This is a genomic window from Tessaracoccus zhenghani, assembly GCF_055326325.1.
The window spans coordinates 455,009-478,010 of record NZ_JBUZNQ010000003.1; the positions used below are offsets into that span (position 1 = coordinate 455,009).

Below are 23,002 nucleotides of genomic sequence, written 5' to 3' on the forward strand. Positions count from 1 at the left end.
TGGGCCCGTGCCAACTCTCGCCCAACTCGTCGCCGACGGCTGCGGGCTGCCCTTCGCCGCGGCTGCCGACGACCTCCGCAAGGCGGTCACGACGCGTGGGGTCGCCGTCGTGGAGGCACCACCCGGCACCGGCAAGACGACGCTGGCGCCCGCCGTCGTGGCCGGCTGTGTGCGGGGACGCGTGGTGGTCACGCAGCCCCGTCGCGTCGCGGCCCGGGCGGCTGCGCGTCGATTGGCCTCGCTGACGGGCACCGCGATGGGTGAGGTGGCGGGATTCACGGTGCGCGGCGAGCGGAAGGTGTCGCCTGCCACACGCGTGGAGATGGTCACGCCGGGCGTGCTGCTGCGCCGCCTGCTGCGGGATCCCTCCCTCGAAGGAGTGGGCGCCGTGATCCTCGACGAGGTGCACGAGCGCGGCCTCGACACGGACCTCTTGACGGGCCTCCTTGCGGAGGTGCGGGAGCTGCGCGAGGACCTCGCCGTCGTGGCGATGTCGGCGACCCTCGACGCCGCCGGGCTCGCCTCGCTGTTGGGCGGCGGGTCTCCCGCTCCGGTGGTCTGTGTGCCCGCGGTGCTGCATCCGCTGGAGGTGCGGTGGGTCCCCGGGCCGATGCCGCTCGACTCACGGGGGACGTCCCGCGATTTCCTGCGGCACGTGGCGGACACCGCCGCGCGGGCCTTCGCTGAGCTGCCCGCCGACGGCGACCTCCTGGTCTTCCTCCCCGGGGTGTGGGAGGTGCGCACCGTCGCGGAAGCGTTGCGCGGCCGGGTGGCCGCGGAGGTGCTGGAACTGCACGGGCAGGCGGGGGCCCGGGAACAGGACCGCGCGGTGGCGGGCCGCGGGCCCGGGGAGCGGCCCCGGGTGGTGGTGTCGACGAACCTGGCCGAGTCGTCGTTGACGGTCAACGGCGTGCGCGCGGTGGTCGATGCGGGCCTCTCCCGGGAGCCCCGACGCGATTCCGGCCGTGGCATGTCGGGACTGGTCACGGTGCGCTGCGCGAGGTCGTCGGCGGACCAGCGTGCCGGGCGGGCCGCGCGCCAGGGGCCGGGCGTGGTGTGGCGCTGTTACGACGAGCGGACCTACACGGGGCTACGGGCCCAGGTCACGCCGGAGTCGCAGACCTCGGACCTCACCGGAGCCCTCCTGACGCTCGCGGCCTGGGGTGCGCCCCGTGGCGAGGCGTTGTCGCTGCCCAGCGCCTTCCCGGCCCTCGCGGTGGCGGAGGACGAGCACGTGTTGCGCTCGCTCGGCGCCGTGGACGACGACGGCCGGGTCACCGCGCACGGGCGCAGGCTGGCCGACATTCCCGCCGCGCCGCGATGGGCGCGGGCGCTGGTGGACGGCGCGCCCCAGGTCGGGAGCCGGGTGGCCGCCGAAATGGTGGCGGCCGTCGCACTCGACCTGGGCGGTGACCTCACCGTCGCGCTCCGAGGGCTGCGGCGCGGGGAGGCGCCGGAGTCGCGGCGCTGGCGGGCAGAGGCGGACCGCCTGGAGCGGCTGGTCGACGCCACGCCGGGCTCCGGCGGTCTCCCGGGGGCGGTGGTCGTGTTGGCCTACCCCGAGCGTGTCGCCCGCAAGGTGGGCGCCTCGCATCTGCTGGCCTCCGGCACACGCGCGGCCGCGCCACGGGAACTGGCGGAGCAGGAATGGTTGGCCGTGGCCGAGGTCACGCGCGCCGCCGGCGCCAGCGCGGCGGGCACTGGTGCTGTCGTCCGGTCCGGGGCGCCGATCAACGAGCGGACCGCGCGGGCGGCGGCCGCCCACCTGCTGCTGGACGAAGTGCGCGGCACGCTGGTCGACGGCCGGCTGAGGGCCCGCAGGGTGACAGCGCTCGGCGCGATCGAACTCACGTCCACGCCGGTGTCCGCCGGAGAGTTGGGGCCCGAGGCCGTGCGGCAGGTGATCGAGGAGAAGGGGCTGGCTGTCATCGGCTGGTCGGAGACCGCAGACCGGCTCCGGCGGCGCCTCGCCTTCCTCCACCGGCGGTTGGGCGCACCGTGGCCCGACGTGTCGGACGCGGCGCTGCTGACCCGCCTCGACGAATGGCTCGGCCTCGAACTGGCCGACGCCGCCCGCACCGGTCGCCTCTCGGGGATCAGCCTCACCGCCCCGCTGCGCCGGCTGGTGCCGTGGCGGGAAGCCACCCGCCTCGACGAACTCGCTCCCGAGCGGCTCGCCGTGCCGAGCGGCTCCACCATCCGGTTGGACTACCCGGCCCACGACGACGACGCGGCGGTGGTCTGCGCGGTGAAGCTCCAGGAGTGCTTCGGGTTGGCGGAGTCGCCCACGATCGCGGCAGGCCGGGCCCGCGTCCTGTTCCATCTGCTGTCCCCCGCCGGCAGGCCGCTGGCGGTCACCGACGACCTGGCGTCGTTCTGGTCCGGCCCCTACGCGCAGGTGCGCGGTGAGATGCGGGGCCGGTACCCCAAGCACCCGTGGCCGGAGGATCCGTGGACCGCCCAGGCCACGTCGCGTACGAAGCGGCGCAGCTGACGGGTGAGTGAGGTTCACTCGTTCTCCGCGAACCCTCAGGGCGCGGGCTTATTTGGCGCTGGATTCCCCGGTGGACAGTGCGGCGACGAATGCCTCCTGGGGGACCTCGACGCGACCCACCATCTTCATCCGCTTCTTGCCTTCCTTCTGCTTCTCGAGCAGCTTGCGCTTGCGCGAGATGTCGCCGCCGTAGCACTTGGCCAGGACGTCCTTGCGGATGGCGCGGATGGTTTCACGGGCGATGACGCGCGAGCCGATGGCGGCCTGGATGGGCACCTCGAACTGCTGCCTCGGGATGAGTTCCTTGAGCTTGGCCACCATGGCCAGGCCGTAGGTGTACGCCTTGTCCTTGTGCACGATCGCCGAGAAGGCGTCCACCGGGTCGCCGTGCAGCAGGATGTCGACCTTCACCAGTTCGGAGGTCTCCTCGCCGGCGGGGTCGTAGTCGAGGGACGCGTAGCCCTTGGTGCGTGACTTCAAGGCGTCGAAGAAGTCGAAGACGATCTCGGCCAGGGGCAGCTTGTAGCGCAGTTCGACGCGGTCCTCGCTGAGGTAGTCGAGGCCCAGTTGGACCCCCCGTCGGTTCTGGCACAGCTCGATGATGGTGCCTAGGTACTCGGCCGGGGTGAGGATGGTGCCGCGCACCACCGGCTCGTAGACGTCGGCGATCTTGCCCGTGGGGTACTCGGAGGGGTTGGTCACGGTGTGCTCGGACCCGTCCTCCATCACCACGCGGTAGACCACGTTGGGGGCGGTCGAGATGAGCGACAGGTTGAACTCGCGCTCCAGCCGTTCGCGGACGATCTCCATGTGCAGCAGGCCGAGGAAGCCGATGCGGAAACCGAAGCCGAGCGCACCGGAGGTTTCGGGCTCGTAGGTGAGGGCCGCGTCGTTGAGCTGGAGCTTCTCCAGAGCCTCGCGCAGTTCGTTGAACTCGTCGCCGTCCACCGGGTAGAGACCGGCGTAGACCATGGGGTTGGGGTGCCGGTAGCCGCCCAGGTCCTGGGTGGCGGGCCGCGCCTCGAGCGTCACGGTGTCGCCGACGCGGGATTGGCGCACGTCCTTCACGCCCGTGATGAGGTAGCCCACCTCGCCGACGCCGATGGCGTCCGATTTCACGGGATCCGGCGAGATGACGCCCACCTCGAGCAGTTCGTGGGTGCCCAGGGTGGACATCATGCGGATGCGTTGGCGGAAGCCGAGTTCACCGTCGACCACCCGGACGTAGGTCACCACACCGCGGTAGGTGTCGTAGACCGAGTCGAAGATGAGGGCCCGCGCAGGGGCGTCGGGGTCGCCGACGGGGGCGGGGATCAGCTCGACGACCGCGTCGAGGAGCTCGGGGACGCCCACACCGGTCTTGCCGGAGACCATGAGCACGTCAGAGGGGTCACAGCCGATGATGCCGGCGATCTCCGCGGCGTACTTCTCCGGGTTGGCGTTGGGCAGGTCGATCTTGTTCAGCACCGGGATGACCTGCAGGTCCGCCTCGATGGCGAGGTAGAGGTTGGCCAGCGTCTGCGCCTCGATGCCTTGGGCGGCGTCGACCAACAGGATGGCGCCCTCGCAGGCGGCCAGCGACCGCGAGACTTCGTAGGTGAAGTCCACGTGGCCAGGGGTGTCGATCATGTTGAGGATGTACTCCTCACCATTCTTCGTCCACGGCATGCGCACGGCCTGCGACTTGATGGTGATGCCGCGCTCGCGCTCGATGTCCATGCGGTCGAGGTACTGGGCCCGCATCTGCCGGCCGTCGACAACCTTGGTCAGCTGCAGCATGCGGTCGGCCAAGGTGGACTTGCCGTGGTCGATGTGCGCGATGATGCAGAAGTTCCGGATGATTGCCGGATCGGTCTTGCCTGGTCGGGGTGCGGGCATCAACATTCCTCGTTGGTGGACAGAGACAGGCCATCATCTCACGGAGTGCGGGACGTTGAACAATGCGACCGATTTGGCCCGCGCCGCAGAACTCAGGTAGGGTTGAGCGTCGCGTGCAAACGCATGACCGAGTACACCCCCCTTTAATCCGTAAAGAGGCCTGCCCCGTGGCGAATATCAAGTCCCAGATCAAGCGCAACAAGACCAACGAGATCTCCCGTCTCCGTAACAAGGCGGTCAAGTCCGAACTGCGCACCCACCTCCGCAACGTCCGCTCCGCCGTCACCGAGGGCGAGTCTGAGAAGGCTGCCGAGCTCCTCGTCGTGGCCAACCGCGCGCTCGACCGCGCCGTGAGCAAGGGCGTCATCCACAAGAACCAGGCTGCCAACCGCAAGTCGCGCATCGCGACTGCCGTCAACGCCATCTGATCCAGCACTTCTAGCTGCTGTTTGATTCCTCAACAGCGCCTTGGCCCTCGGTCGTCAAGGCGCTGTTTTGCGTACCCTGAGGCGGTGCAGCGTCAGCGACGACGCTGCTGCAGCACGCCCAAGACCATGCGCTCGAGCGCGAAGGCAGCGTCCGTGGCGGCGCCCTTGACCTCCGCGTCACCGCGGGCGATGAGCCGGATGGCCTCCGCCACCCCACCCACCTGCCAGGTGTTCGACGCCCTGGCGTAATCCTTGAGCTTGAACGGGGGCACCCCGATCTCGCGGGCCAGGTCTGCGCCGCGCAGCCGGCTGTTCTGCGCATCGAGATACTTCGCCAACCCGCGGAACGAACTGGCCACCGCACTGGTGATCAGCACAGGTGCCACGCCGGTCTCCAGCGCCCAGCGCAACCGCTCCATGGCGAGGGTGGCGTTGCCGGCGACCACCGCATCGGCCACCGCGAAACCGGAGACCTCTGCCCGGCCCGCGAAGTAGCGGCGCACCAGGGCCGCGTCGATCTCGTTGGCACCCGAATCAGCGATGAGTTGATCGATGGCCGAGGCCAGGGCCCGCAGGTCATGGCCCACGGCCGCCACCAGTTCCTCGGCCGCATCAGCCTGCATCCGGATGCGCTGCCGCTTGGCTTCCGCCGCGACGAAACCGGGCACTTCCCAGGGCTTGAGGGCCGCTACCGTCTCCACCGGCACCTTGGCCTTCTTCAACTTGTCGATGAGGCCCTTGCCCTTCACACCGCCGGGGTGCAGCAGGATGAGGCAGAGTTCCTCCGGCGGGTTGGACGCGGCGGCCACCAGCTGGTCCACCACCGACGCCGGGGTGGAGCCCACGTCGTCGATCACCGCCAGCGTGTGGCTGGAGAAGAGCGAGCCGCCGATCACCTCCGAGAGCATGGAATCCTCAAGCTCCGTGGCGTGGATCTCGTTGATCCCCGCCTCAGGATGCGCGGCCAACGCCCTGGACCTGATCTCGGCCACGGCGCGCTGCGCCAGCAGCTGTTCCGGACCGGAGATGAGGATGGCCGTGCCGAACGGGGACGAAGTCATGCCTCTGATCCTGCCAGGCTCGTGCGACATTGTCGCGGCGCGGAGCTCGTCGTCATCACTAGACTCGGGTCTGTTCCGCTCAGTGAGGAGTTCTTCCATGAATCAGCCCGTCCGCTTCGGTATCTTCGGTGCCGCCGGCATCACGCCCCAGGCCCTGATCACACCGGCCCAGGCGAATCGCGACGTCGAGTTGTACGCCGTCGCAGCCCGCGACCGGGGCCGGGCTGAGAGCTTCGCCGCCGAACACCACATCGGGCACGTGCATGACTCGTACGAGGCGCTGCTGGCAGATCCCAACGTCGATGCGGTCTACATCCCGCTGCCCAACTCCGAGCACGGCAAGTGGACCGTGGCCGCGTTGGACGCCGGCAAGCACGTGCTGGTGGAGAAGCCGTTCGCGTCGAACGCCGACGAGGCGGAGGAGGTCGCCCGCCGGGCCGCAGGCTCCGACCGCGTCGTCATGGAGGGCTTCCACTACCGCTACCACCGGCTCATGGCGGAGACGCTGAAGCTCATCGCCGACGGCGCCATCGGCGACCTCGTGGAGGCCGAGGCACACTTCGACATCAATCTGCCGGACCGCTCCAACATCCGCTACAACCAGTCCCTCGCGGGGGGCGCCACGATGGATCTCGGCTGCTACAGCCTCCACTTCGTGCGCAGCGTGGTGGGCGAAGAGCCGGAGGTCGTCTCCGCGGAAGCCAGGCCGTCGGACGATCCGCGGCTCGACGAGGCACTCAGCGCGGAACTGAGGTTCCCGGGCGGCGTCACGGGCCGCATCTCCAGCTCGCTGCTGGAGGACGAGGAGCGCCAGACCTGCATCATCACCGGCACGAAGGGTGTCATCCAGGTGGAGGGCTTCGTGAAACCCCAGGACGGCAACACCCTCACGCTGACCAACGACGCGGGAGTGACGACCGTGGAGGTGCCCACCCAGCCCACGAGTTACGCGGCCCAGTTGGCCGTGTTCGTCGACGCGGTCCGCAACGGCACCCCGGTGCTGACCGGCCCAGACGATTCGGTGGCGATGATGCGGGCCATCGATGCCATGTACCGCGCCGCCGGCCTGGAGCCGCGGGAGACCACCGTCTAGGGCAACCCCCTCATCCCGCTCCCGCCGCGGTCCGGATCGTCAGCTTCTCCCCCACCAACGCCACGGCGATGGAGCCCTGGGTGTCAGTTCGGACGATCTCCATCCCGTGGGAGCGGGCCAGGTCCATGGCGCTGACGCTCGGGTGACCGTAGGAGTTGCCCTCCCCGGCGCTCGCCACCGCCAGCGCCGCACCGGAAGCCGCGAAGAAGCGCGGCTCCTGGCGGGAGGAGCCGTGATGCGGCAGCTTCAGCACGTGCGCCTCGAGGTCCACGCCGAGTTGTGCCGCTGCCCGCAGCGCGACACCCTGACCGGCCGGCTCCGCGTCCCCCGCGAGCAGCACCCGCAGGGAGCCGCTGGAGCCGACCCCGACGACGGAGGCGTCGTTCTCCGCGGAACCCTCCCCCTCGGCCTCCGCGACGGCAGCCCCAGCGGGTTCCCACACGGACGCGGTGCGCCACGTCACGTCGCCGACCTCCAGCACCTCGCCCGGCGTCGCTGAGCGCACCTCGGTGCCGGTTTCGCGCGCGATGTCCTCCAGCCACGGTGGGTGGGGACCAGAGCGGACCAGAACCAGTGACGGCCGGTAGCGGGCGATCAGCGCCTCCGCGCCCCCGACATGGTCCGCGTGGTAGTGGGTCAGGATCAGTAGGGGGATGGCCTCGACCTGCAGCGACTCCAGGCAGCTCACCGTGGCCGGCGGTTCCGGCCCGGCATCGATCACGACGGCCGCGCCTCCGCGGGCGTTGAGAACCGTGGCGTCGCCCTGGCCCACGTCGCAGAAGACCGCCTGCCATTCGCCCGGCCAGCCCAGCGGCACCGGCCGCACGAGGGCCAGCGCCACGAAGAGGCTGATGAACCCGACGCCGCCCCATCGGTGGCGGAGGGCCCGCAGCAGCACCACGGCGAGTGCGGCGGAGCCGAGCGTGATCAGAGCGACACCCAGGGCCGAGCCCTTCCACGTCCAGGATGCGGTGGGCAGAACCGAGCCGAATTCCGCGAGCCACAGGATGGGCTGCGCGCACCAGCCGGCCAGCCAGCCGGGGCCGGCCGCCAGCCATGGCAGTGGGCACAGCAGCGCAGCGGCGAACCCGAGGACGGTGGTGGGGCCGACGAAGGGTCCGGCCAGCACGTTGGTGAGGACCCCGACGACCGAGACCTGGTCGCTCAGCGCCGTGATGATCGGCTGCGTGGCAAGTTGGGCTGCGAGGGGCACCGCAAGCGCTTCCGCCGCCCATCGGGGAGCCCACCGCGAGATGGCCGCGACGAAGAGGGGCCCCAGCAGGACGATGCCGGCGCAGGCGGAGGCGGACAGGGCGAAGCCGATGGAACGCGCCATCCACGGGTCGAGCCACACCAGGATGAGCACCGCCACGCAGAGCGAGCGGATGGTGCGCCGGCCCGCACCCACACCGATCGCTGCCAACGCCACCAACCCCATGGCCGCGGCGCGGTAGACCGAGGGCTCCTGGCCGCAGATCAAAACGAAGGCCACCACTCCGCCGAGCGCTGCCACCCGTACGCTCCACCCCCGCAGACCCAGCCCGCGCACCGCGGCGAGAACCACGCTGAGCATCAAGGTGAGGTTGGCGCCCGAGACCGCCATGAGGTGCGTCAGAGCGGTGACCTGGAACTGGTCACGCATCGCCGCGTCCACTGCCGAAGTGTCACCCACCACCAGGGACGGGACCAGCGCGCGCTGGCGGGGCGGCGAGTGCGCCACGGCGTCGCGCAACCCCTGCCGCATGGCGTTGACGGCTCTGTCGACGATGCCGGGCCCGGTCACTTCGGAGCCGATCTCACGCAGGCTGAGGACCGCAACGGCGGCGTCGTCCGGCTCCGGGGCACGCAGTCGGGCACGCACCTCGTACGTGCCGCCGGCGGTCAGCCCCAGCAACTCCTGGGACACCGCACCGCTCGCGAGGATGACGACGGGCACCTTCGACTCCACCCGCTTCTGCCTGGCCTCCGCCCAGATCAGTTCGGCGTGGCCGATCACGACGCCCTCAGCCGGCTGCGCCTCGGCAAGGAGCTTCAACCGCACCGTACCGATCGCCCCGTCGGCAGCGAGCTCAGCAACGGGCGACGCGTGCCGCTGCCAGCTCTGCACCCCGGACATCAGCAGGGTCACGGTGAAGGTCGCGATGATCATCGCTGTCCAGGCGCGACGGCCGCGCACGGCCACCACCGCCAGCAGAAGGAGACCGACGAAGGCCGCGATGACTGCTTCCCGCTCGGGCCGCCAGCCGGACGAGCCGAGCCACGCCGCCCCCCACGTGGCCAGGGCCAGCGGAGCCAGCCGCCAGTCATGAGTCACCCTCCCCAGCCCTTCCACACCGTCAGGAGCCGATGGTGACCAGCGGCTGGAGCTTCTGGAAGGTCTTCGGGCCGATGCCGCTGATCTCCTGCAGTTCCTCCACAGAAGTGAAGGGCCCATGCTCGTCACGCCAGCCGATGATTGCGCCGGCGGTCACCGGGCCGACTCCGGGAAGCGACTCGAGCTCACCAGCAGTGGCCGTGTTCAGGTTTACCACTCCCCCTGCCGCCGCACCGCCAGCGGCCCCCGCGGGCGGAGGCTCGGCGCCCACCAGGTCGCCCTTGGGCTTCCCGACGGTACCGATGACGATCTGCATTCCGTCGGACACCTGGGCGGCGAGGTTGAGTTCGGCCGGGTCAGCGTCGGCAGCCAGACCACCGGCTGCGAGGATGGCGTCCTCGACGATGGTGCCCTCCGGCAGCTCGACGACGCCGGGCTCAGCGACCGCTCCGGCAACGTGGACCCGCAGCATCTTCACCGGGGCGGGCGACGACGGTTCCACCGGGGCCGCGCTGACCGTGACGGGCGCAATGGGCACTTCCGTCGCCGCACTGCGACCGAGAGCAGCGACGGCCACCCCCACGCCGCAGAGGAGGAGCACGGCGACGACCACCAGGTGCTTGACGGTCAACGTGGGCACCCGGCTCGTGGTGGCCACCGGTGTCGGCCCGGCTGACGCGGGTGAGGTGCGCTCAGCCGGAAGCGGCGGCGACAGGAGGGGAGGCTCCGGCACCGGAGGTTCGGGGAGGCCACGCCGGGGCGCGCCAAGAGAGGGCCTGCCGGCGCTCACGTAGGCGAGCCGGGCGCGGGCCATCTCCTCCGCATCGGTGTGCTGCATACCTCCATGGTGGTCAGAACCAGGTTCGAATCACCACGAGATGGCCTCCCTGTGGACAAGTACTGCCAGAGGCCTCAGCCCCCTGGCCCGGGCGCAGCGCGCCCGGGTCAGGGGTGGGAACTACTTGCCCGGGACGAGGCTCAGCATCTTGGGCAGACGGGCGATGACCTTGACGATCTCGCGGCCGGCCAGCGAGCGCTGGACCGCATCGTCGGCGAGGGCCGCCGCGAGGGCGTCCTCCTCCGTGATGTCGGCCGGAACCTCGAGCTTGCCGCGCACCTTGCCCTGGATCTGGACCACCATCGTGACGGTGTCGTCGACGGTGAGGGCGGGATCAGCCGTGGGCCAGGCGCTGTTGGCGACCGACGGGGGCTGGCCGAGCAGCTCCCACATCTCCTCCGCCACATACGGCGACACGACGCTCAGCGCCTGGGCGACGAATTCGACGGCCTCCCGCACTGCGGGATCAGAGCCACCGGCGCCGGAATCGATCGTCTTGCGGGTGGCGTTGACCAGCTCCATGGTGCGCGCGACAGCCACGTTGAAGCGCCCGCCGTCGAACAGTTGGGTGATCTCCGTGATGGCTTTGTGGGTGGCCTTGCGCAGCTGCGGGTCACCCTGCGCGAAGTCGACGCCCGGCTGGGAGTCGACGTCTGCGGCCAGGCGGTACGCGCGCTGGAGGAACTTCAGGCTGGAGCCCGGCGAGACCTCGGCCCAGTCGATGTCGTCCTCCGGCGGGCCGGCGAAGATCATCGTGAGACGCACGGCGTCCACACCGAACTCGTCGATCTGCTTACCCAGGTCGACGCCGTTGCCGAGCGACTTGCTCATCGCCCTGCCCTCGTTGATGACCTGGCCCTGGTTCAGCAGGCGGAGCATGGGCTCGTCGAACGAGACCAGCCCCATGTCGCGCAGCACCTTCGAGAAGAACCGCATGTACAGCAGGTGCAGGATGGCGTGCTCGACGCCGCCCACGTACTGCGCCACCGGCATCCACTTCGCCACGTCTTCAGGGTTGAAGGGGCCCTCGGTGTATCCGGGCGAGCAGTAGCGGAAGTAGTACCAGGACGAGTCGACGAACGTGTCCATCGTGTCGGTGTCGCGCTTCGCGGGTCCACCACAGGTGGGGCACTCGGTGTTGACCCAGTCCGAGGCCGACGCCAACGGAGAGGTGCCCTTGGGTGCCAACGCGGAGCCGCGCAGATCCGGCAGCCGGACCGGCAGTTGGTCGTCGGGGACCGGGACCTCGCCACACTTCTCGCAGTGGATCACCGGGATGGGGCAGCCCCAGAAGCGCTGGCGCGACAGCAGCCAGTCGCGCAGGCGGAACTGGACGGTGCCGGTGCCCCTGCCCTCGGCCTCAAGCTGCTCCGTGATCCGGGCGACGCCGGAGGCCTTGTCCGTGAGACCGTTCAGAACGCCCGAGTTGAGGTAGGCACCGTCGCCGACGGTGGCGATGCCGGTCTCTTCAGGGTTGGTGCCGTCGACATCGAGCACGGTGCGCACCGGCAGCCCGAACTTGCGCGCGAAATCGAGGTCGCGCTGGTCGTGCGCCGGCACGGCCATGATCGCGCCGGTGCCGTAATCGGCCAGCACGTAATCTGCGGCCCAGATCGGCACCTGCTCGCCGTTGACAGGGTTGGTGGCGTGGACGCCGAGCCACACACCGGTCTTCTCGTTCTCCGTTGACTGGCGCTGGATCTCGGTGGTCCGCTTCACCTGCTCGACGTACGCCTCGAACGCGGGGCGCTGCTCGTCGGTCACCAGCTCTGCGGCGAGTTCGCCGTCGGGGGCCACCACCATGAACGTCGCGCCGAACAGCGTGTCCGGACGCGTCGTGAACACGGTGATGGGCTTCTCACGGCCCTCGACGGTGAAGTCGACGTGCGCGCCCTCGGAGCGGCCGATCCAGTTGCGCTGCATGGCCAGCACGTGATCCGGCCAGCCGTCCTCGAGCAGCGACATGTCGTCGAGGAGTTCCTGGGCGTAGTCCGTGGTCTTGAAGTACCACTGGTTGAGCTTGCGCTTGGTGACCTCGGACTTGCAGCGCTCGCAGCGGCCGTCGATGACCTGCTCGTTGGCCAGCACCGTCTGGTCCTGCGGGCACCAGTTGACGAAGGAGTCCTTGCGGTAGGCGAGTCCCCGCTCGTAGAAGCGGTTGAACAGCCACTGCGTCCAGCGGTAGTACTCCTCGTCCGAGGTGTGGAGGCGCCGTGACCAGTCGAGGCTCAGCCCGTAGCGCTTGAAGGAGCGCACCTGGGTCTCGATGTTGTTGTACGTCCAGGTGGCGGGGTGCGCATCGGCCTTGATTGCCGCGTTCTCCGCGGGCAGCCCGAACGAGTCCCAGCCGATGGGGTGCATGACGTCGTAGCCGCGCAACCGCCAGTACCGGGAGACGACATCGCCCATCGCGTAAGCCTCGGCATGGCCCATGTGGAGGTCGCCGGAGGGGTACGGGAACATGTCGAGGACGTAGCGACGTTCGCGGCTGCCGTCATCCAGCGGCCGGAAGGTCTCGTCCTCCTCCCAGAATGCCTGCCACTTCTCCTGGGCCTGCACCTTGTCGTACTGCACAGCCTCTTGGCTCACGACTCTCTCCTGATTGCACAACGAATTCCCGCGCCGAGACGGCGCGGAGACTCACTATATCGCCAGGAACGCATCCACCTCAGCGGCGGTCGGGGGCTGCGCGCCCTTGCGGGTGCAGACGATCGCGGCGGCGGCGGTGCCCCTGTCGAGGGCGCCGGCCACGTCGTCGGGGTGGTGGGCGTAGGCGGAGAGGAACCCCGCCATGAAGGTGTCGCCCGCGCCCACGGTGTCGATGACGCCGACGGAGTGGCCCGGCACGCGTACCACCCTGCCGTCCGGCTTGACCGCGGCGGCCCCATCCGGGCCGAGCGTGACGATGAACATGGCCAGGTCGTGTTCCTCGGCCCAGGCTCCCGCGTAGGCCAGCGGGTCCGAGTCGTCGTCGACCAACCAGGCGATGTCCTCGTCGCTGGCCTTGACGATGCCCCCGTTGCGCCCCACGGCCGTCATCAGGTCTGAAACCAGCCCGAAGTACTCGGCGCGGTCCGGCAGCGTGGAGGGGCGCACATTGATGTCGAAGCTGACGGCCGCCTCGGTGCCGCGCACGAAGTCGAGGACGTGCTTGGCGCCTGGGCCGATGACCGAGCCGATGGAACCGAAGTGCAGCCAGTCCTGAGGGGCGACGGTGGGGAACTCGTCCCTGCGCCAGTTGAAGTTGGACGTCTGGTCGAAGTGGAAGAAGTAGCTGGCCTTCCCCTCCACGTCGAGGGAGACCACGGCAACCGAGGTCGCTTCATCGGTGGGGACCGCGAGGTCCAGTTGCACCCCTGCCGTCTCCAGGTGGCTGCGCAGTTGGCGGCCGAAGGAATCCGAACTCAGGCGACCCAGGAAGTGGACGTCCTCCCCCAGCTTGGCCAGTGCGGTGGCCGTGTTGAACGGGCCGCCCCCGGACCGGGCGATCCACCGGCTCTCGGCTGGGGAAAGTTGTTCTTCCGGCATCAGATCAATGAGGGCTTCGCCACACACCACAAAACGCATGGCCGCAATCTACGCCACCCGCCGCCGGGCCGTCGCGCCGACCTCAGCATTCGGTTATCCACAAGGAAGCGGGTCCGTGGTGATCCCGGAAGCCCGCTGACAACAGTAATGGCATGCACACGCTTCCTGTCCTCCGCGGCACCACCCGTGCCGACCTGCTGGCCCTCCCGTCGTTCATGTTCGGTTTCCACCCCTCTGACTCCGTCGTCCTGCTCGGGATGCAGGGGAAGGTGGTGAGCTTCTCCTCACGCCTCGAGGCGAAATGGTTCCGCACCCACTTCGACCGGGTGGCGGACCAGATGTTTAACGTCACCTCCCACATCGACGGCGTCAGGTTCATCCTGCTCGGCTATTCGAAGGATCTGGACCTGGCCTGGGCATCGGTCATGGAACTGGCAGACGTCCTCGGCGCCGAGCGGGTGGCAGAGGCGCTGGTGACCGACGGCTCGCACTACTGGTCCCTCACAGACGATGAGGGGCCCGTGGCCTACGACTTCGACGCCAGCCCGGTGGCCGCCCACGCCGTCTACAACGGCGTGAGCATCTACGCCTCGCGGGAGGAGGCGGTGGCCCCGGTCCAGACGTGGGAGCCGCCCGCTCAGAGCGAGGTCGACCGGGCCCTTGCCGAGATCGCCGGGTTCTCCGAAGCCGAGGGCCTGGCCCGTCTCGAGGCACTGGCCGAAGCCCAGACCCCGTTGGAAGTGCAGGAGGGCCTGATGCTCGCCTGTCTGCTGGATGACGAGGACCGCTCCGCCGCCCTGACCACCCGGCTGAACACGTCCACCGCGGAGGTCATCTGGCACAACCTCCTCGCTGCCCGCCGCGTGACACCGGGCTTCGCCCAGCCGACGGTGGTCGCTCTGCTGGGCATCGCCTCATGGTTGTCCGGGCACGGCGCGCAGGCCACAGCGTGCATCGAGCAGATGGCCACCCTCAACCCCACCCATCCCATCGGGATGCTCCTGGCGAGCGTCCACCAGCACGGCATCCCGCCCCAGAGATGGGACGAATAGGTTTCACCCGGGCAAGTACGCTGCCCTCATGAGCAACGCGCAGTGGCCCCCGCCGCCGGGCAACGGGAACAACTCACCGTGGGCGAGCCAGGACCCGTCCTGGCGCCCGACGCAGTTCCATGATGCACAGGGCAGGGACCCCCGGCAGCCGTTCGGGCAGCAGCCGCCGGCGCCGCCGTCGTACGAAGATCTCCAGCCTCCCAAGCGCCCCCGGTCCACACTCTTCATCGTGCTGGGCGTGGTGGCCGTGATCGCGGTCGTCATCGTGGGCATGCAGTTCCTGGGATCGGCCTCCCCGGAGAGCGGGGCCAGCCCCTCTGCGGCCGCCACGGCAGAACCCAGCCCTGAGCGCACGGGCAACTTCATCCCGTTCGAGGGCAACGGGGACGGCATCTTCGAGATCGTCGGCTACTCCTGGAACGGCGACCAGCTGGACCTGCGCATCCGCGTCGAGGTGGAGCAGGGCGACTTCGCCTTCGCCATCTTCGCGTTCACGAACGAGACGAGGCTGAGCTACGACCCCGTCGACATGCGGGCCTTCAGCGCGCGGGAGGGCCAGCCCTATGAGGGCACGGTCACCTTCATCATGCCGAGAGCGGATTCCACCATCGTGTTGACCACGCCCTCCGGACGGGTGGCCCTCAACGCTCTGCCGGTGAAGGGCTGAAGTCAGCCTGGGCGCGCAGGCGCTCCTCCACCGCGTCGGGATGATCCTTCGACAACAGCGTGACACCGGAGACGGCGATGGCGCCGGTCACGATCATGCCCAGCACCGGGCCGGCGCCCATCCCGATGCCCTCGCCGAGCACCACCAGACCGAACACGACGGCGACGAACGGGTCCACCGTCGTCATGGTGCCGACGGTGATCTCGGCCGGGCCGGAGGCGTAGCCCTGCTGGATCATCCAGGCGCCCAGGATGTAGCACAGCAGCATCATGGCGGCGGTGGCCAGGAACTGCCAGCTTCCGAAGCTTTGGTCGTGCTTCTGGATGAGGTTCATCGCGGCTTTCATGAAGCCCGAGGCCAGACCGTAGAAGATGGCGCCCACAGAGGACCACAGGATGGCCTTCGCCCAGGCCACCGCCCGGGTGGCGAAGAAGGACAGGGCCGCGCACAGCACGCAGACCACCACGAAGGACCACAGCATCGCCGGGAAGCTGAACTGCTTCTCCCCCGTCGCGTACTGCGACGAGAAGATGGTGAAGCCCACCACGCCCAGCACCGTCACACCGACGGCGCCCCACAGCCTGGCGTTGATCTTGTGCTTGTGGATCTTCGAGGCGAGCAGTACCGACCACGGCACGGCCAGGATGCCCACCGGCTGCACCACCGACACCGGGGCGAACGTCAGGGCCGTCAGGTGGATCGCCGCGCCGGCGAAGACCAGGCCCAGGCCGATGACCCATTTCGGGACGGTGAAGAGCTTCAGCAGGCCCTTCAGCGACAACCTGTTGGAGGAGGTGACCGCATCCGCGTCGAACTGGCTCTTGACCCCCAGACTCTGCAGGATGGCACCGCTGGCGAACAGGAACGAGCCGCACACCTGCATGGCGATGGCCAGGTAAATCACGAGGGTCCCTTCGGTCGGGTCAGACCTTCAGATTATCCGACGTAGACGACCACCTTGTCGCCCTCCTTGGCCGCATCGAACAGTGCCTCCACCGCGGCCCTGTCGCGCACGTTGACGCAGCCGTGGGAGGAGCCGTTGTAGCCGCGGGCGGCGAAGTCGCTGGAGTAGTGGACGGCCTGTCCCCCGCTGAAGAACAGCGCGAACGGCATCTTCGAGCCGTAGAGCTTGCTGACGTGGTTGCGCGACTTCCAGCCCACGGAGAACGTGCCCTCGCGCGTGGGCGTCAGTTCGGAGCCGAACCGCACGTCCATCGACATCTTGACCTCACCGTCGACGACCCAGGCGAGCTTCCGCTGCGTCTTGGAGATGCAGATCACCCGGCCCTGGAGGCAGCGGTCGTCCAGGGTCAGTTTGGCCTCCGCGGGGGCGGCCACCACATTGTTGAGCTGATCGAGGGTGGGCTCGTGCGTCATCGACGCGAGGCGGTCCAGCGTGCGCTGGTCCACCTCACCGGTCACCGGGATCTCCCGCTTGGTCTGGAAGCCGGTGACCGCCTCGGCCGTCTTGGGCCCGTACTGGCCGTCGACGAGTCCGAGGTACCACTCGAGCTGCTTCAGGCGGGCCTGGAGGTCCTTGACCTGATCCCCGGTGCTGCCTGTCTTCAGGAGGGCTGGCCCCGGCTTCAGCACGTTGTGCATCTCGTCTGCGGTGGGCATGCGCGTCATATCGACAAGTCGATCCCATGTCACCTGGTCGACCTCTCCCGTGCCGGGGAGGCCACGCTTCACCTGGAAGCCCTCCACGGCGAGCCGCGTCGCGTCGCCGTAGTCGCTGGTGATCTTCCCCGACATCCAGTTCAGCTGGAGGAGCCGGTGCTGCAGTTCCCGCACCTGTTCCGAGTCGTCTCCGGGCGCCAGCAGGGGCGGCACCGTCGGCACCACCTCCGGCGTCTCTGAGGTCTCCGGCTCAGCGGTGGGCTGAGGGACCTCGACAGACGGCTGGGGCTCGGCGCTCGGCGCGGTGGTCGGCTCAGCGGCCGGCACGGACGGGACGACGCTCGGCTTCGCCGGGACGACGACCGGTTCCGCCGTGGGCGTCACGTCGGGCAGGACCACGGGCTCGTCGGTGACCGCGCCTGCTCCGGGATTGGCGACGGTGGGCGCCGGCCCGGCCTGGGGCGCGAGCGCTTCCGGCGCGCACGCAGCGGCGAAGAGGCTGAGGGCGGCAACGACGCCGATGGCGAAGCGCCGGGCACTGGGCACGGAGAACATGGTGAACCTCACAGGGGGAAGAGCGGTTCGTACGCGTGCATCGTATGACGCGGAGGGGCGGGTCTCGGTGTGACACGCGAAGCGGCGGTGCATGGAGTGCTCCTGTCGGACGGGTTTCTCATCCGTATTACGCCTCAGTGCGGTCGTCGGTTGCCCGCACTTCAGGATTCGAGCGACCTGATCACCCGCAGGATCTCGTGTCGGAGGGGAACCGCCCGCTCCGCGAACCCACGCTGCAGCGCTGCGTAGCAGGCCCGCCCCTCTGCCGTCTCGACAGGGATGGGCTCGTAGCCCCAGTCTGCGAGGTCGTAGGCGGAGGCCTGCATGTCCACCTCGCGGATGTCGCGCGCCAGGAGATAGGCCTCGAACAGCAGCTCGGAACCCACGGCGGGAGAGAGTTTGCCGGCCCAGCGGTAGAGGTCCATGTTCACATGGAGGCAACCCGGTTGGTCCAGGTCAGGCTGCGTCTCACGCGTCGGTTGCAGCACGTTGAGCGGCCGGGCGGGCTCGGTGAAGAAGCGGAACGCGTCGAAATGCGTGCAGCGGCAGCCCACCTCCTCCACGATCCGGGCCACCTCCGCCGGCTCGAAGCGCAGCTTCAGGTAGGGGTGGCGCGTCTCGCCCTCCTGCAGCCGGTAGACCATCGCCCACTCGTGCATCCCGAAGCACCCGAACCGCGGGGCCCTGTCCGCCGCGGCAGCCAGGAGGCTGTGCGCCGTTTCGACCGTGCCACCCCGCTTGGCCAGGAAGGACGCTGCGTCGAACACGGTCACCCGTCCCGTCCTCGCATAAAACTGACGCTCCGCGAAAGCCTCTCCCCCGGCCAGGCCGACGCCGGCACCCGGATGCCACTGCGCCAGGTGGCTGGGCCTCAGGTTGTAGTACTGGAACAGGAAGTCGTCGACGGGGTGCTTGAGGCCGCGTTCCCTCCGCCGCACCACCTCCGCCAGTTCGGCGGTGACGCGCCCGCGGTGGATTTCGGCCCGCTCCTGCCACTCAGCGGCCTCCAGCACCCTCACGGATGACCTTTCAGGGCCTTGCGTCGCTGGCGCCATTCGGGCAGCAACCGGTCCATCCCGGCGACGAAGCGTGGGCCGTGGCCGCGTTCGATGAGGTGCATCAACTCGTGCACGACGACGTATTCCAGCGCGGTGGGCGGATGTTCCGCCAGCGCGGTGTTGAAGGTGATGGCGGCCGTCCGGATATTGCACGTGCCCCAGCGCGAGGTCATGCGCCGCAGCTTCACCAAGGCATGACGGCGTCCGACCCGCGGTTCCCAGAGTGCGAACAGGTCAGGCAGGGCGGCCCGGAGTTCGCGCCGGTAGAAGTTCTCCAGCCCCCGTCTGCGGGCGTCCTCATCCGGACCGGACAGCACGAGGACGCCGTCCTCCAACCGGGCGCCCGCCCTGCCCGCCTCATCAGTGCGCACCTCATGCCACCGGCCCCAGAGCCTGGCTCGCCCCCCATCCGTCAACGGTTCCTGCGGCGGGTGGGCGAGCCGGACCTGCTGCCTGGCCTTCAGCAACCAATGCTCGTGGCTGCGCACGAATTCCGTGACGGTTTCCTCCGACAGCCCCAGCGGGACGGAGATCTTCACCACGCCGTCGGGAGGGACCACCCGCATCCGCAGGCTCTTGATGGGCTTGTACGTCACCTCAGCCGAGACGCTGCCCACCTGGAGCAGCGCGGCGGGGGGACGTCGAGGAGTCATGCCCACATCGTAGGAGGGCCTCGGGACATTTCCCCGCACAGCACCCCGACACCCTGTTGTCCACCGACATTTCCCCGAGATGCCACCACGCTGGAGAGTGTGAGGATTATCCTGCCCCGATTGCGTGTTGAGGGCCAGATGGTTGCAGACTAGGGGGGTGTCCCCCGAACTCATCGTGCTAGCGCTTGTCGTTATCACCGCACTTGCCTTCGACTTCACGAACGGCTTCCACGACACGGGCAACGCGATGGCTACGTCGATCGCAACCAAGGCCCTCTCCCCCAAGGTTGCGGTTGCATTGTCGGCCGTCCTGAACCTGGTGGGAGCCTTCCTGTCCGTGGAGGTCGCCCTGACCGTCACCAACGCCGTGGTCAACATCCAGGACTCCAGCGGCGCGCCGCGCCCGGAGCTGATCGGCGACGGCGGCATGTCGCTGCTGCTGATCATCCTGGCCGGCCTGGTGGGTGCCATCGTCTGGAACCTGCTCACCTGGCTGTTGGGCCTGCCGTCGAGCTCATCGCACGCGCTGTTCGGCGGGCTGATCGGCGCCACCATGGCCGGGCTCGGCGTGAGCGGCGTCAAGTGGGCCGGCGACGGCACGAAGCTCGACGGGGTGATCGGCAAGGTCGTGTTGCCCGCCCTGTTGTCGCCGGCCATCGCCATCGCCGTCGCCTCCGTGGGCACGTGGCTCGTGTACCGCATCACCCAGGGGGTTGCGGAGAAGTACCGCGAGAGCGGGTTCCGCTGGGGACAGATCGGTTCCGCGTCGCTCGTCTCCCTGGCGCACGGCACCAATGACGCGCAGAAGACCATGGGCGTCATCACGCTGGCACTGATCGCCACCGGCACCTGGACGGACCTCACAGCGGTGCCGCTGTGGGTCAAGGTGGCGTGCGCGCTGGCCATCGCGCTGGGCACCTACATCGGCGGATGGCGCATCATCCGGACGCTCGGCAAGGGCCTGGTCGAGATCAGCGCACCTCAGGGCATGGCCGCGGAGTCGTCCTCCGCGGCGGTCATCCTGGCCTCCAGCCACCTGGGCTTCGCCCTGTCCACCACCCACGTCGCCACCGGCTCCATCCTCGGCTCTGGCCTCGGCAAGCGCGCGAAGGTCAACTGGTCGGTGGCCGGTCGCATGCTGATGGCCTGGGCCATCACGCTGCCCGCCGCGGGCATCGTCGGCGCCGCCATGTGGTTCGTCGGTCACAGTCTGGGCGGCCTGTTCGGCTCCATCGTGATCTTCCTCATCCTGGCGATCGCCTCCGGGTGGATGTACCTCCATTCCCAGAAGTCGAGGGTCGACCACAAGAACGTCAACGACGAATGGGTCGAGGACGTCACCCAGCGGCAGCTGCCTGAGCAGCCCGCCGGGCCCCACCGCCGGGTCAGGAGCAAGGCATGAACAACCTCTGGCTGGCCCTTGAGGGCGCATCGCAGGTCCTGCTCGCGGGTCTCCTGCTCGGCGCCGGTCTCCCGGCCGTCTTCTCGCTCGGCATCAGGGCCCTGTCCTACGGCGCCCACCAGAACGTGGACGACCACACACCCCACCCCCTCGCCAAAGTGGTGGCGGGATTCGCGTTCGGCGTCGTCATCGTCGCCATTGTCCTGGGGATCAGCGTGATCGTGTCGCACGGCATGGGCTACCGGCTGAGCTTCGACAACATCTACCCGATGTTCGTGCCCAAGTAGTTCCACCCCTGAGGGGGTTTGGCCCGGCGGTCGTGCGAACAAGACTGGAACGCATGACTGATCTGCACGCAATCACCAAGGCAGCTGAGGCAAAGACGATGGACAAGGGTGCATTCCCCGCCCAGAGCCAGACACCCCCCGGGCTCACGACCGAGATGACGCCCCTCCCGGACCACGGCGAGGAGGGCTGGATCGGCCGTGACCGGTTGCATGGCCTGAAGGCCCTCATCACCGGCGGCGATTCGGGCATCGGGCGGGCCGTGGCCATCGCATACGCCCGCGAAGGCGCCGACGTGGCGTTGAGCTACCTCCCGGAGGAACAGTCCGACGCCGAGGACGTGAAGCAGCTGGTCGAAGAGGCGGGCCGCACGTGCGTCCTGCTCCCGGGAGACATCACCGAGGAGGCCATCGCCCGCAAGGTGGTCGACGACGCCGCCCGCCAGCTGGGAGGGCTCAACATCCTGGTCAACAACGCAGGATTCCAGTGGGCCCGGCGCGACGGCGGTCTGGCAGACCTCAAGACGGAGGAGATGGACCGGACCTTCAAGACCAACCTCTACGCCCTGTTCTGGCTGTCCCAGCAAGCGCTGGGCTACCTCGACAAGGGCGACTGCATCATCAACGTGAGCTCCATCCAGGCCTACGACCCGTCAGTGGATCTCATCGACTACGCGGCCACCAAGGCTGCCATCAACAACTACACGGTCAACCTGGCGGCCGAACTCGGGCCCAAGGGGATCCGCGTGAACTCCGTGGCCCCGGGCCCGATCTGGACGCCGCTGCAGCCGGCCACCAAGAAGGCCGAGGAGATGCCGAAGTTCGGGCTCAACACTCCCCTGGGGCGTCCTGGTCAGCCCTCCGAGATGGCCGGCGCCTTCGTCTTCCTGGCCAGCCCGCTCGAGGCGTCCTACGTGTCCGGGACCGTGCTGGGGGTCACGGGCGGCCGCCCCGTCTTCTAGGCCGGCAGCGGGCAGGTCCGCTCCCGGCGCACCCGGAGCACCAGTGCGACGGCGAGCAACAGCACCGAGGCCGCCGCCAGGAAGGGCTGCACCGGAGCGAAGTACTGCAGGGCCCCGGTGTAGCCCAGTGCGATGAGCACCAGCTTGTTGCAGACCGGACAGCCGACGGCGAAGAAGCTGAAGAACGCCCCGGCGGCACCCAGCTTCCCGCCCCGCTCCGCGTCGGCCGTGTCCTTGCGCGCCACGTAGGTGGCAGCGACGAGGCCCGCGAGGACCGAGGTCACGATGAGCACGGGCCAGGCCCACGCCGTCGGCGGGATCTCGCGTCCGAAGACCGGGTTCGGGATGAGAGCGGTGGGAATTGCCACGACCAGCACGGTGGCCACGGCGGTGCCCACTGCGAAGAACCACCGCCGAGCTGGCCACGTGGCCAGCTCGGCGGTGAAGGTTCGCGGCTCGCTCTGGAGCTGGACCGGGAGGGTCACTGGACCTCCGCGCCGGCCTTCTGCTTGGCGATCTCAGCCTGGACCTCGTCCATGTCGAGCGCCTCGACGGCCTCGATCAGTTCCTCGAGCGCTGCACCGGGCAGCGCACCGGCCTGGGAGAACACGATGACGTTGTCGCGGAAGGCCATGAGCGTGGGGATCGACATGATCTCGAAACCCGCGGCGAGCTCGCGCTGCGCCTCGGTGTCCACCTTGCCGAAGACGATGTCGGGGTGCTTCTCCGAAGCCTCTTCGAAGATGGGGCCGAACTGACGGCAGGGGCCGCACCAGGCCGCCCAGAAGTCGAGGAGGACGATGCCGTTGCCGGCAATGGTCTGCTCGAGGTTTTCCTTGGTGATTTCAACGGTTGCCATGCCCTGATCGTATACCCCCACCGGTATGTGGAGCCAATCTGTCCGCTGACGACGAAAACCTACCGGAGAACAGGACCGGGCCGTCATCCCCGCGCTCCCCGCGCTCCCCGCGTCACCCGGCCCCGTGTCCCGTCGACCGTGATGGCGTCGCCGTCGCTGATGGCGGACGTGCCGGTGCCGGTCCCCATGACGACGGGGATGTCAGGCCCACAGGCTCTTAGCCTGCCTGTTGTCGAGTCGTGATGCGAAGTCTGCC

20 protein-coding genes are annotated in these 23,002 nt (G+C 69.0%); 8 read left to right on the top strand and 12 right to left on the bottom strand.

Annotated elements, in window-relative coordinates:
- The first annotated feature begins 7 nt into the window (after positions 1-7).
- Positions 8-2,494, top strand: coding sequence for an ATP-dependent helicase HrpB (hrpB, locus tag ACZK4S_RS09265; protein WP_463644058.1), 2,487 nt, complete (start codon positions 8-10; stop codon positions 2,492-2,494).
- A 48-nt stretch (positions 2,495-2,542) separates the two neighbouring features.
- On the opposite strand, the gene lepA is transcribed toward hrpB, so the two are convergent.
- Entirely contained in the window at positions 2,543-4,372 is a 1,830-nt protein-coding gene (gene lepA / locus ACZK4S_RS09270; protein WP_076059142.1) for a translation elongation factor 4, read from the bottom strand.
- 167 nt (positions 4,373-4,539) lie between these two features.
- Between lepA and rpsT the strand changes: the two genes are divergently transcribed.
- Positions 4,540-4,800, top strand: a complete 261-nt coding sequence (rpsT, locus tag ACZK4S_RS09275) for a 30S ribosomal protein S20 (protein ID WP_076059144.1) — start codon at positions 4,540-4,542, stop codon at positions 4,798-4,800.
- Between the two features lie 92 nt (positions 4,801-4,892).
- On the opposite strand, the gene holA is transcribed toward rpsT, so the two are convergent.
- Positions 4,893-5,861, bottom strand: a complete 969-nt coding sequence (gene holA / locus ACZK4S_RS09280) for a DNA polymerase III subunit delta (protein ID WP_076059146.1) — start codon at positions 5,859-5,861, stop codon at positions 4,893-4,895.
- A gap of 97 nt (positions 5,862-5,958) precedes the next feature.
- Here holA and ACZK4S_RS09285 point away from each other — a divergent pair, with 97 nt between their 5' ends.
- Positions 5,959-6,954: a Gfo/Idh/MocA family protein gene (locus ACZK4S_RS09285; RefSeq protein WP_076059148.1), complete on the top strand. Its 996-nt coding sequence runs from the start codon at positions 5,959-5,961 to the stop codon at positions 6,952-6,954.
- A gap of 10 nt (positions 6,955-6,964) precedes the next feature.
- Here the strand turns inward: ACZK4S_RS09285 and ACZK4S_RS09290 are convergent, their stop codons facing one another.
- The 4 genes from ACZK4S_RS09290 to ACZK4S_RS09305 form a co-directional block, all read right to left on the bottom strand.
- Positions 6,965-9,268 carry a ComEC/Rec2 family competence protein gene (locus ACZK4S_RS09290; RefSeq protein ID WP_463644059.1) on the bottom strand — a complete coding sequence of 768 codons (2,304 nt, stop codon included), beginning with the start codon at positions 9,266-9,268 and terminating at the stop codon, positions 6,965-6,967.
- A gap of 22 nt (positions 9,269-9,290) precedes the next feature.
- On the bottom strand, positions 9,291-10,106 hold the full coding sequence (locus tag ACZK4S_RS09295; protein WP_463644060.1) for a helix-hairpin-helix domain-containing protein: 816 nt from the start codon (positions 10,104-10,106) through the stop codon (positions 9,291-9,293).
- Between the two features lie 120 nt (positions 10,107-10,226).
- A complete protein-coding gene (leuS, locus tag ACZK4S_RS09300) occupies positions 10,227-12,695 on the bottom strand; it encodes a leucine--tRNA ligase (RefSeq protein ID WP_463644061.1) in 2,469 nt (822 codons plus the stop codon).
- A gap of 54 nt (positions 12,696-12,749) precedes the next feature.
- The gene (locus tag ACZK4S_RS09305; protein WP_182766501.1) at positions 12,750-13,673 is read right to left on the bottom strand and encodes a carbohydrate kinase family protein; all 924 of its coding nucleotides are present in this window, start codon (positions 13,671-13,673) and stop codon (positions 12,750-12,752) included.
- 113 nt (positions 13,674-13,786) lie between these two features.
- On the opposite strand from ACZK4S_RS09305, the gene ACZK4S_RS09310 reads away from it, so the two are divergent.
- Together ACZK4S_RS09310 and ACZK4S_RS09315 are read left to right on the top strand one after the other, a co-directional pair.
- Positions 13,787-14,686, top strand: a complete 900-nt coding sequence (locus ACZK4S_RS09310; RefSeq protein ID WP_463644062.1) for a DUF4192 domain-containing protein — start codon at positions 13,787-13,789, stop codon at positions 14,684-14,686.
- A 28-nt stretch (positions 14,687-14,714) separates the two neighbouring features.
- A complete protein-coding gene (locus ACZK4S_RS09315; protein ID WP_463644063.1) occupies positions 14,715-15,353 on the top strand; it encodes a hypothetical protein in 639 nt (212 codons plus the stop codon).
- On the opposite strand, the gene ACZK4S_RS09320 is transcribed toward ACZK4S_RS09315, so the two are convergent.
- The 4 genes from ACZK4S_RS09320 to ACZK4S_RS09335 form a co-directional block, all read right to left on the bottom strand.
- Complete coding sequence (locus ACZK4S_RS09320) at positions 15,328-16,257, bottom strand: DMT family protein (protein WP_463644064.1); 930 nt, start codon at positions 16,255-16,257, stop codon at positions 15,328-15,330. The two genes, ACZK4S_RS09315 and ACZK4S_RS09320, sit on opposite strands and share 26 nt — an antisense overlap.
- 32 nt (positions 16,258-16,289) lie before the next feature.
- Positions 16,290-17,540: a L,D-transpeptidase family protein gene (locus ACZK4S_RS09325; RefSeq protein ID WP_463644065.1), complete on the bottom strand. Its 1,251-nt coding sequence runs from the start codon at positions 17,538-17,540 to the stop codon at positions 16,290-16,292.
- Between the two features lie 149 nt (positions 17,541-17,689).
- Positions 17,690-18,547 (bottom strand): 3-methyladenine DNA glycosylase, encoded by an 858-nt coding sequence (locus ACZK4S_RS09330; protein ID WP_463644066.1) that lies wholly within the window; start codon positions 18,545-18,547, stop codon positions 17,690-17,692.
- Positions 18,544-19,239, bottom strand: coding sequence for a M48 family metallopeptidase (locus ACZK4S_RS09335; protein ID WP_463644067.1), 696 nt, complete (start codon positions 19,237-19,239; stop codon positions 18,544-18,546). Before ACZK4S_RS09335 ends, ACZK4S_RS09330 begins: the two co-directional genes overlap by 4 nt.
- Positions 19,240-19,396: 157 nt before the next feature.
- Here ACZK4S_RS09335 and ACZK4S_RS09340 point away from each other — a divergent pair, with 157 nt between their 5' ends.
- From ACZK4S_RS09340 to ACZK4S_RS09350, 3 genes are read left to right on the top strand one after another with little or no spacing between them, the layout of a single operon-like run.
- A complete protein-coding gene (locus tag ACZK4S_RS09340) occupies positions 19,397-20,641 on the top strand; it encodes an inorganic phosphate transporter (protein ID WP_076059167.1) in 1,245 nt (414 codons plus the stop codon).
- Entirely contained in the window at positions 20,638-20,928 is a 291-nt protein-coding gene (locus ACZK4S_RS09345; RefSeq protein ID WP_076059170.1) for a hypothetical protein, read from the top strand. Before ACZK4S_RS09340 ends, ACZK4S_RS09345 begins: the two co-directional genes overlap by 4 nt.
- 53 nt (positions 20,929-20,981) lie before the next feature.
- Positions 20,982-21,887 (top strand): SDR family oxidoreductase, encoded by a 906-nt coding sequence (locus ACZK4S_RS09350; RefSeq protein ID WP_463644068.1) that lies wholly within the window; start codon positions 20,982-20,984, stop codon positions 21,885-21,887.
- On the opposite strand, the gene ACZK4S_RS09355 is transcribed toward ACZK4S_RS09350, so the two are convergent.
- Positions 21,884-22,372, bottom strand: coding sequence for a hypothetical protein (locus ACZK4S_RS09355; protein WP_463644069.1), 489 nt, complete (start codon positions 22,370-22,372; stop codon positions 21,884-21,886). The two genes, ACZK4S_RS09350 and ACZK4S_RS09355, sit on opposite strands and share 4 nt — an antisense overlap.
- Complete coding sequence (gene trxA, locus ACZK4S_RS09360; RefSeq protein ID WP_182766509.1) at positions 22,369-22,746, bottom strand: thioredoxin; 378 nt, start codon at positions 22,744-22,746, stop codon at positions 22,369-22,371. The genes ACZK4S_RS09355 and trxA overlap by 4 nt, the downstream gene beginning before the upstream one ends.
- Positions 22,747-23,002 lie beyond the last annotated feature (256 nt).

What these genes read in the sequence shown, in the direction of transcription:
- lepA (WP_076059142.1), bottom strand. Translation starts at nt 4,372, where the DNA reads ATGCCCGCACCCCGACCAGGCAAGACCGATCCGGCAATCATCCGGAAC.
- holA (WP_076059146.1), bottom strand. Translation starts at nt 5,861, where the DNA reads ATGACTTCGTCCCCGTTCGGCACGGCCATCCTCATCTCCGGTCCGGAA.
- ACZK4S_RS09285 (WP_076059148.1), top strand. Translation starts at nt 5,959, where the DNA reads ATGAATCAGCCCGTCCGCTTCGGTATCTTCGGTGCCGCCGGCATCACG.
- ACZK4S_RS09295 (WP_463644060.1), bottom strand. Translation starts at nt 10,106, where the DNA reads ATGCAGCACACCGATGCGGAGGAGATGGCCCGCGCCCGGCTCGCCTAC.
- ACZK4S_RS09305 (WP_182766501.1), bottom strand. Translation starts at nt 13,673, where the DNA reads ATGCGTTTTGTGGTGTGTGGCGAAGCCCTCATTGATCTGATGCCGGAA.
- ACZK4S_RS09310 (WP_463644062.1), top strand. Translation starts at nt 13,787, where the DNA reads ATGCACACGCTTCCTGTCCTCCGCGGCACCACCCGTGCCGACCTGCTG.
- ACZK4S_RS09315 (WP_463644063.1), top strand. Translation starts at nt 14,715, where the DNA reads ATGAGCAACGCGCAGTGGCCCCCGCCGCCGGGCAACGGGAACAACTCA.
- ACZK4S_RS09335 (WP_463644067.1), bottom strand. Translation starts at nt 19,239, where the DNA reads ATGACTCCTCGACGTCCCCCCGCCGCGCTGCTCCAGGTGGGCAGCGTC.
- ACZK4S_RS09345 (WP_076059170.1), top strand. Translation starts at nt 20,638, where the DNA reads ATGAACAACCTCTGGCTGGCCCTTGAGGGCGCATCGCAGGTCCTGCTC.
- ACZK4S_RS09350 (WP_463644068.1), top strand. Translation starts at nt 20,982, where the DNA reads ATGACTGATCTGCACGCAATCACCAAGGCAGCTGAGGCAAAGACGATG.
- trxA (WP_182766509.1), bottom strand. Translation starts at nt 22,746, where the DNA reads ATGGCAACCGTTGAAATCACCAAGGAAAACCTCGAGCAGACCATTGCC.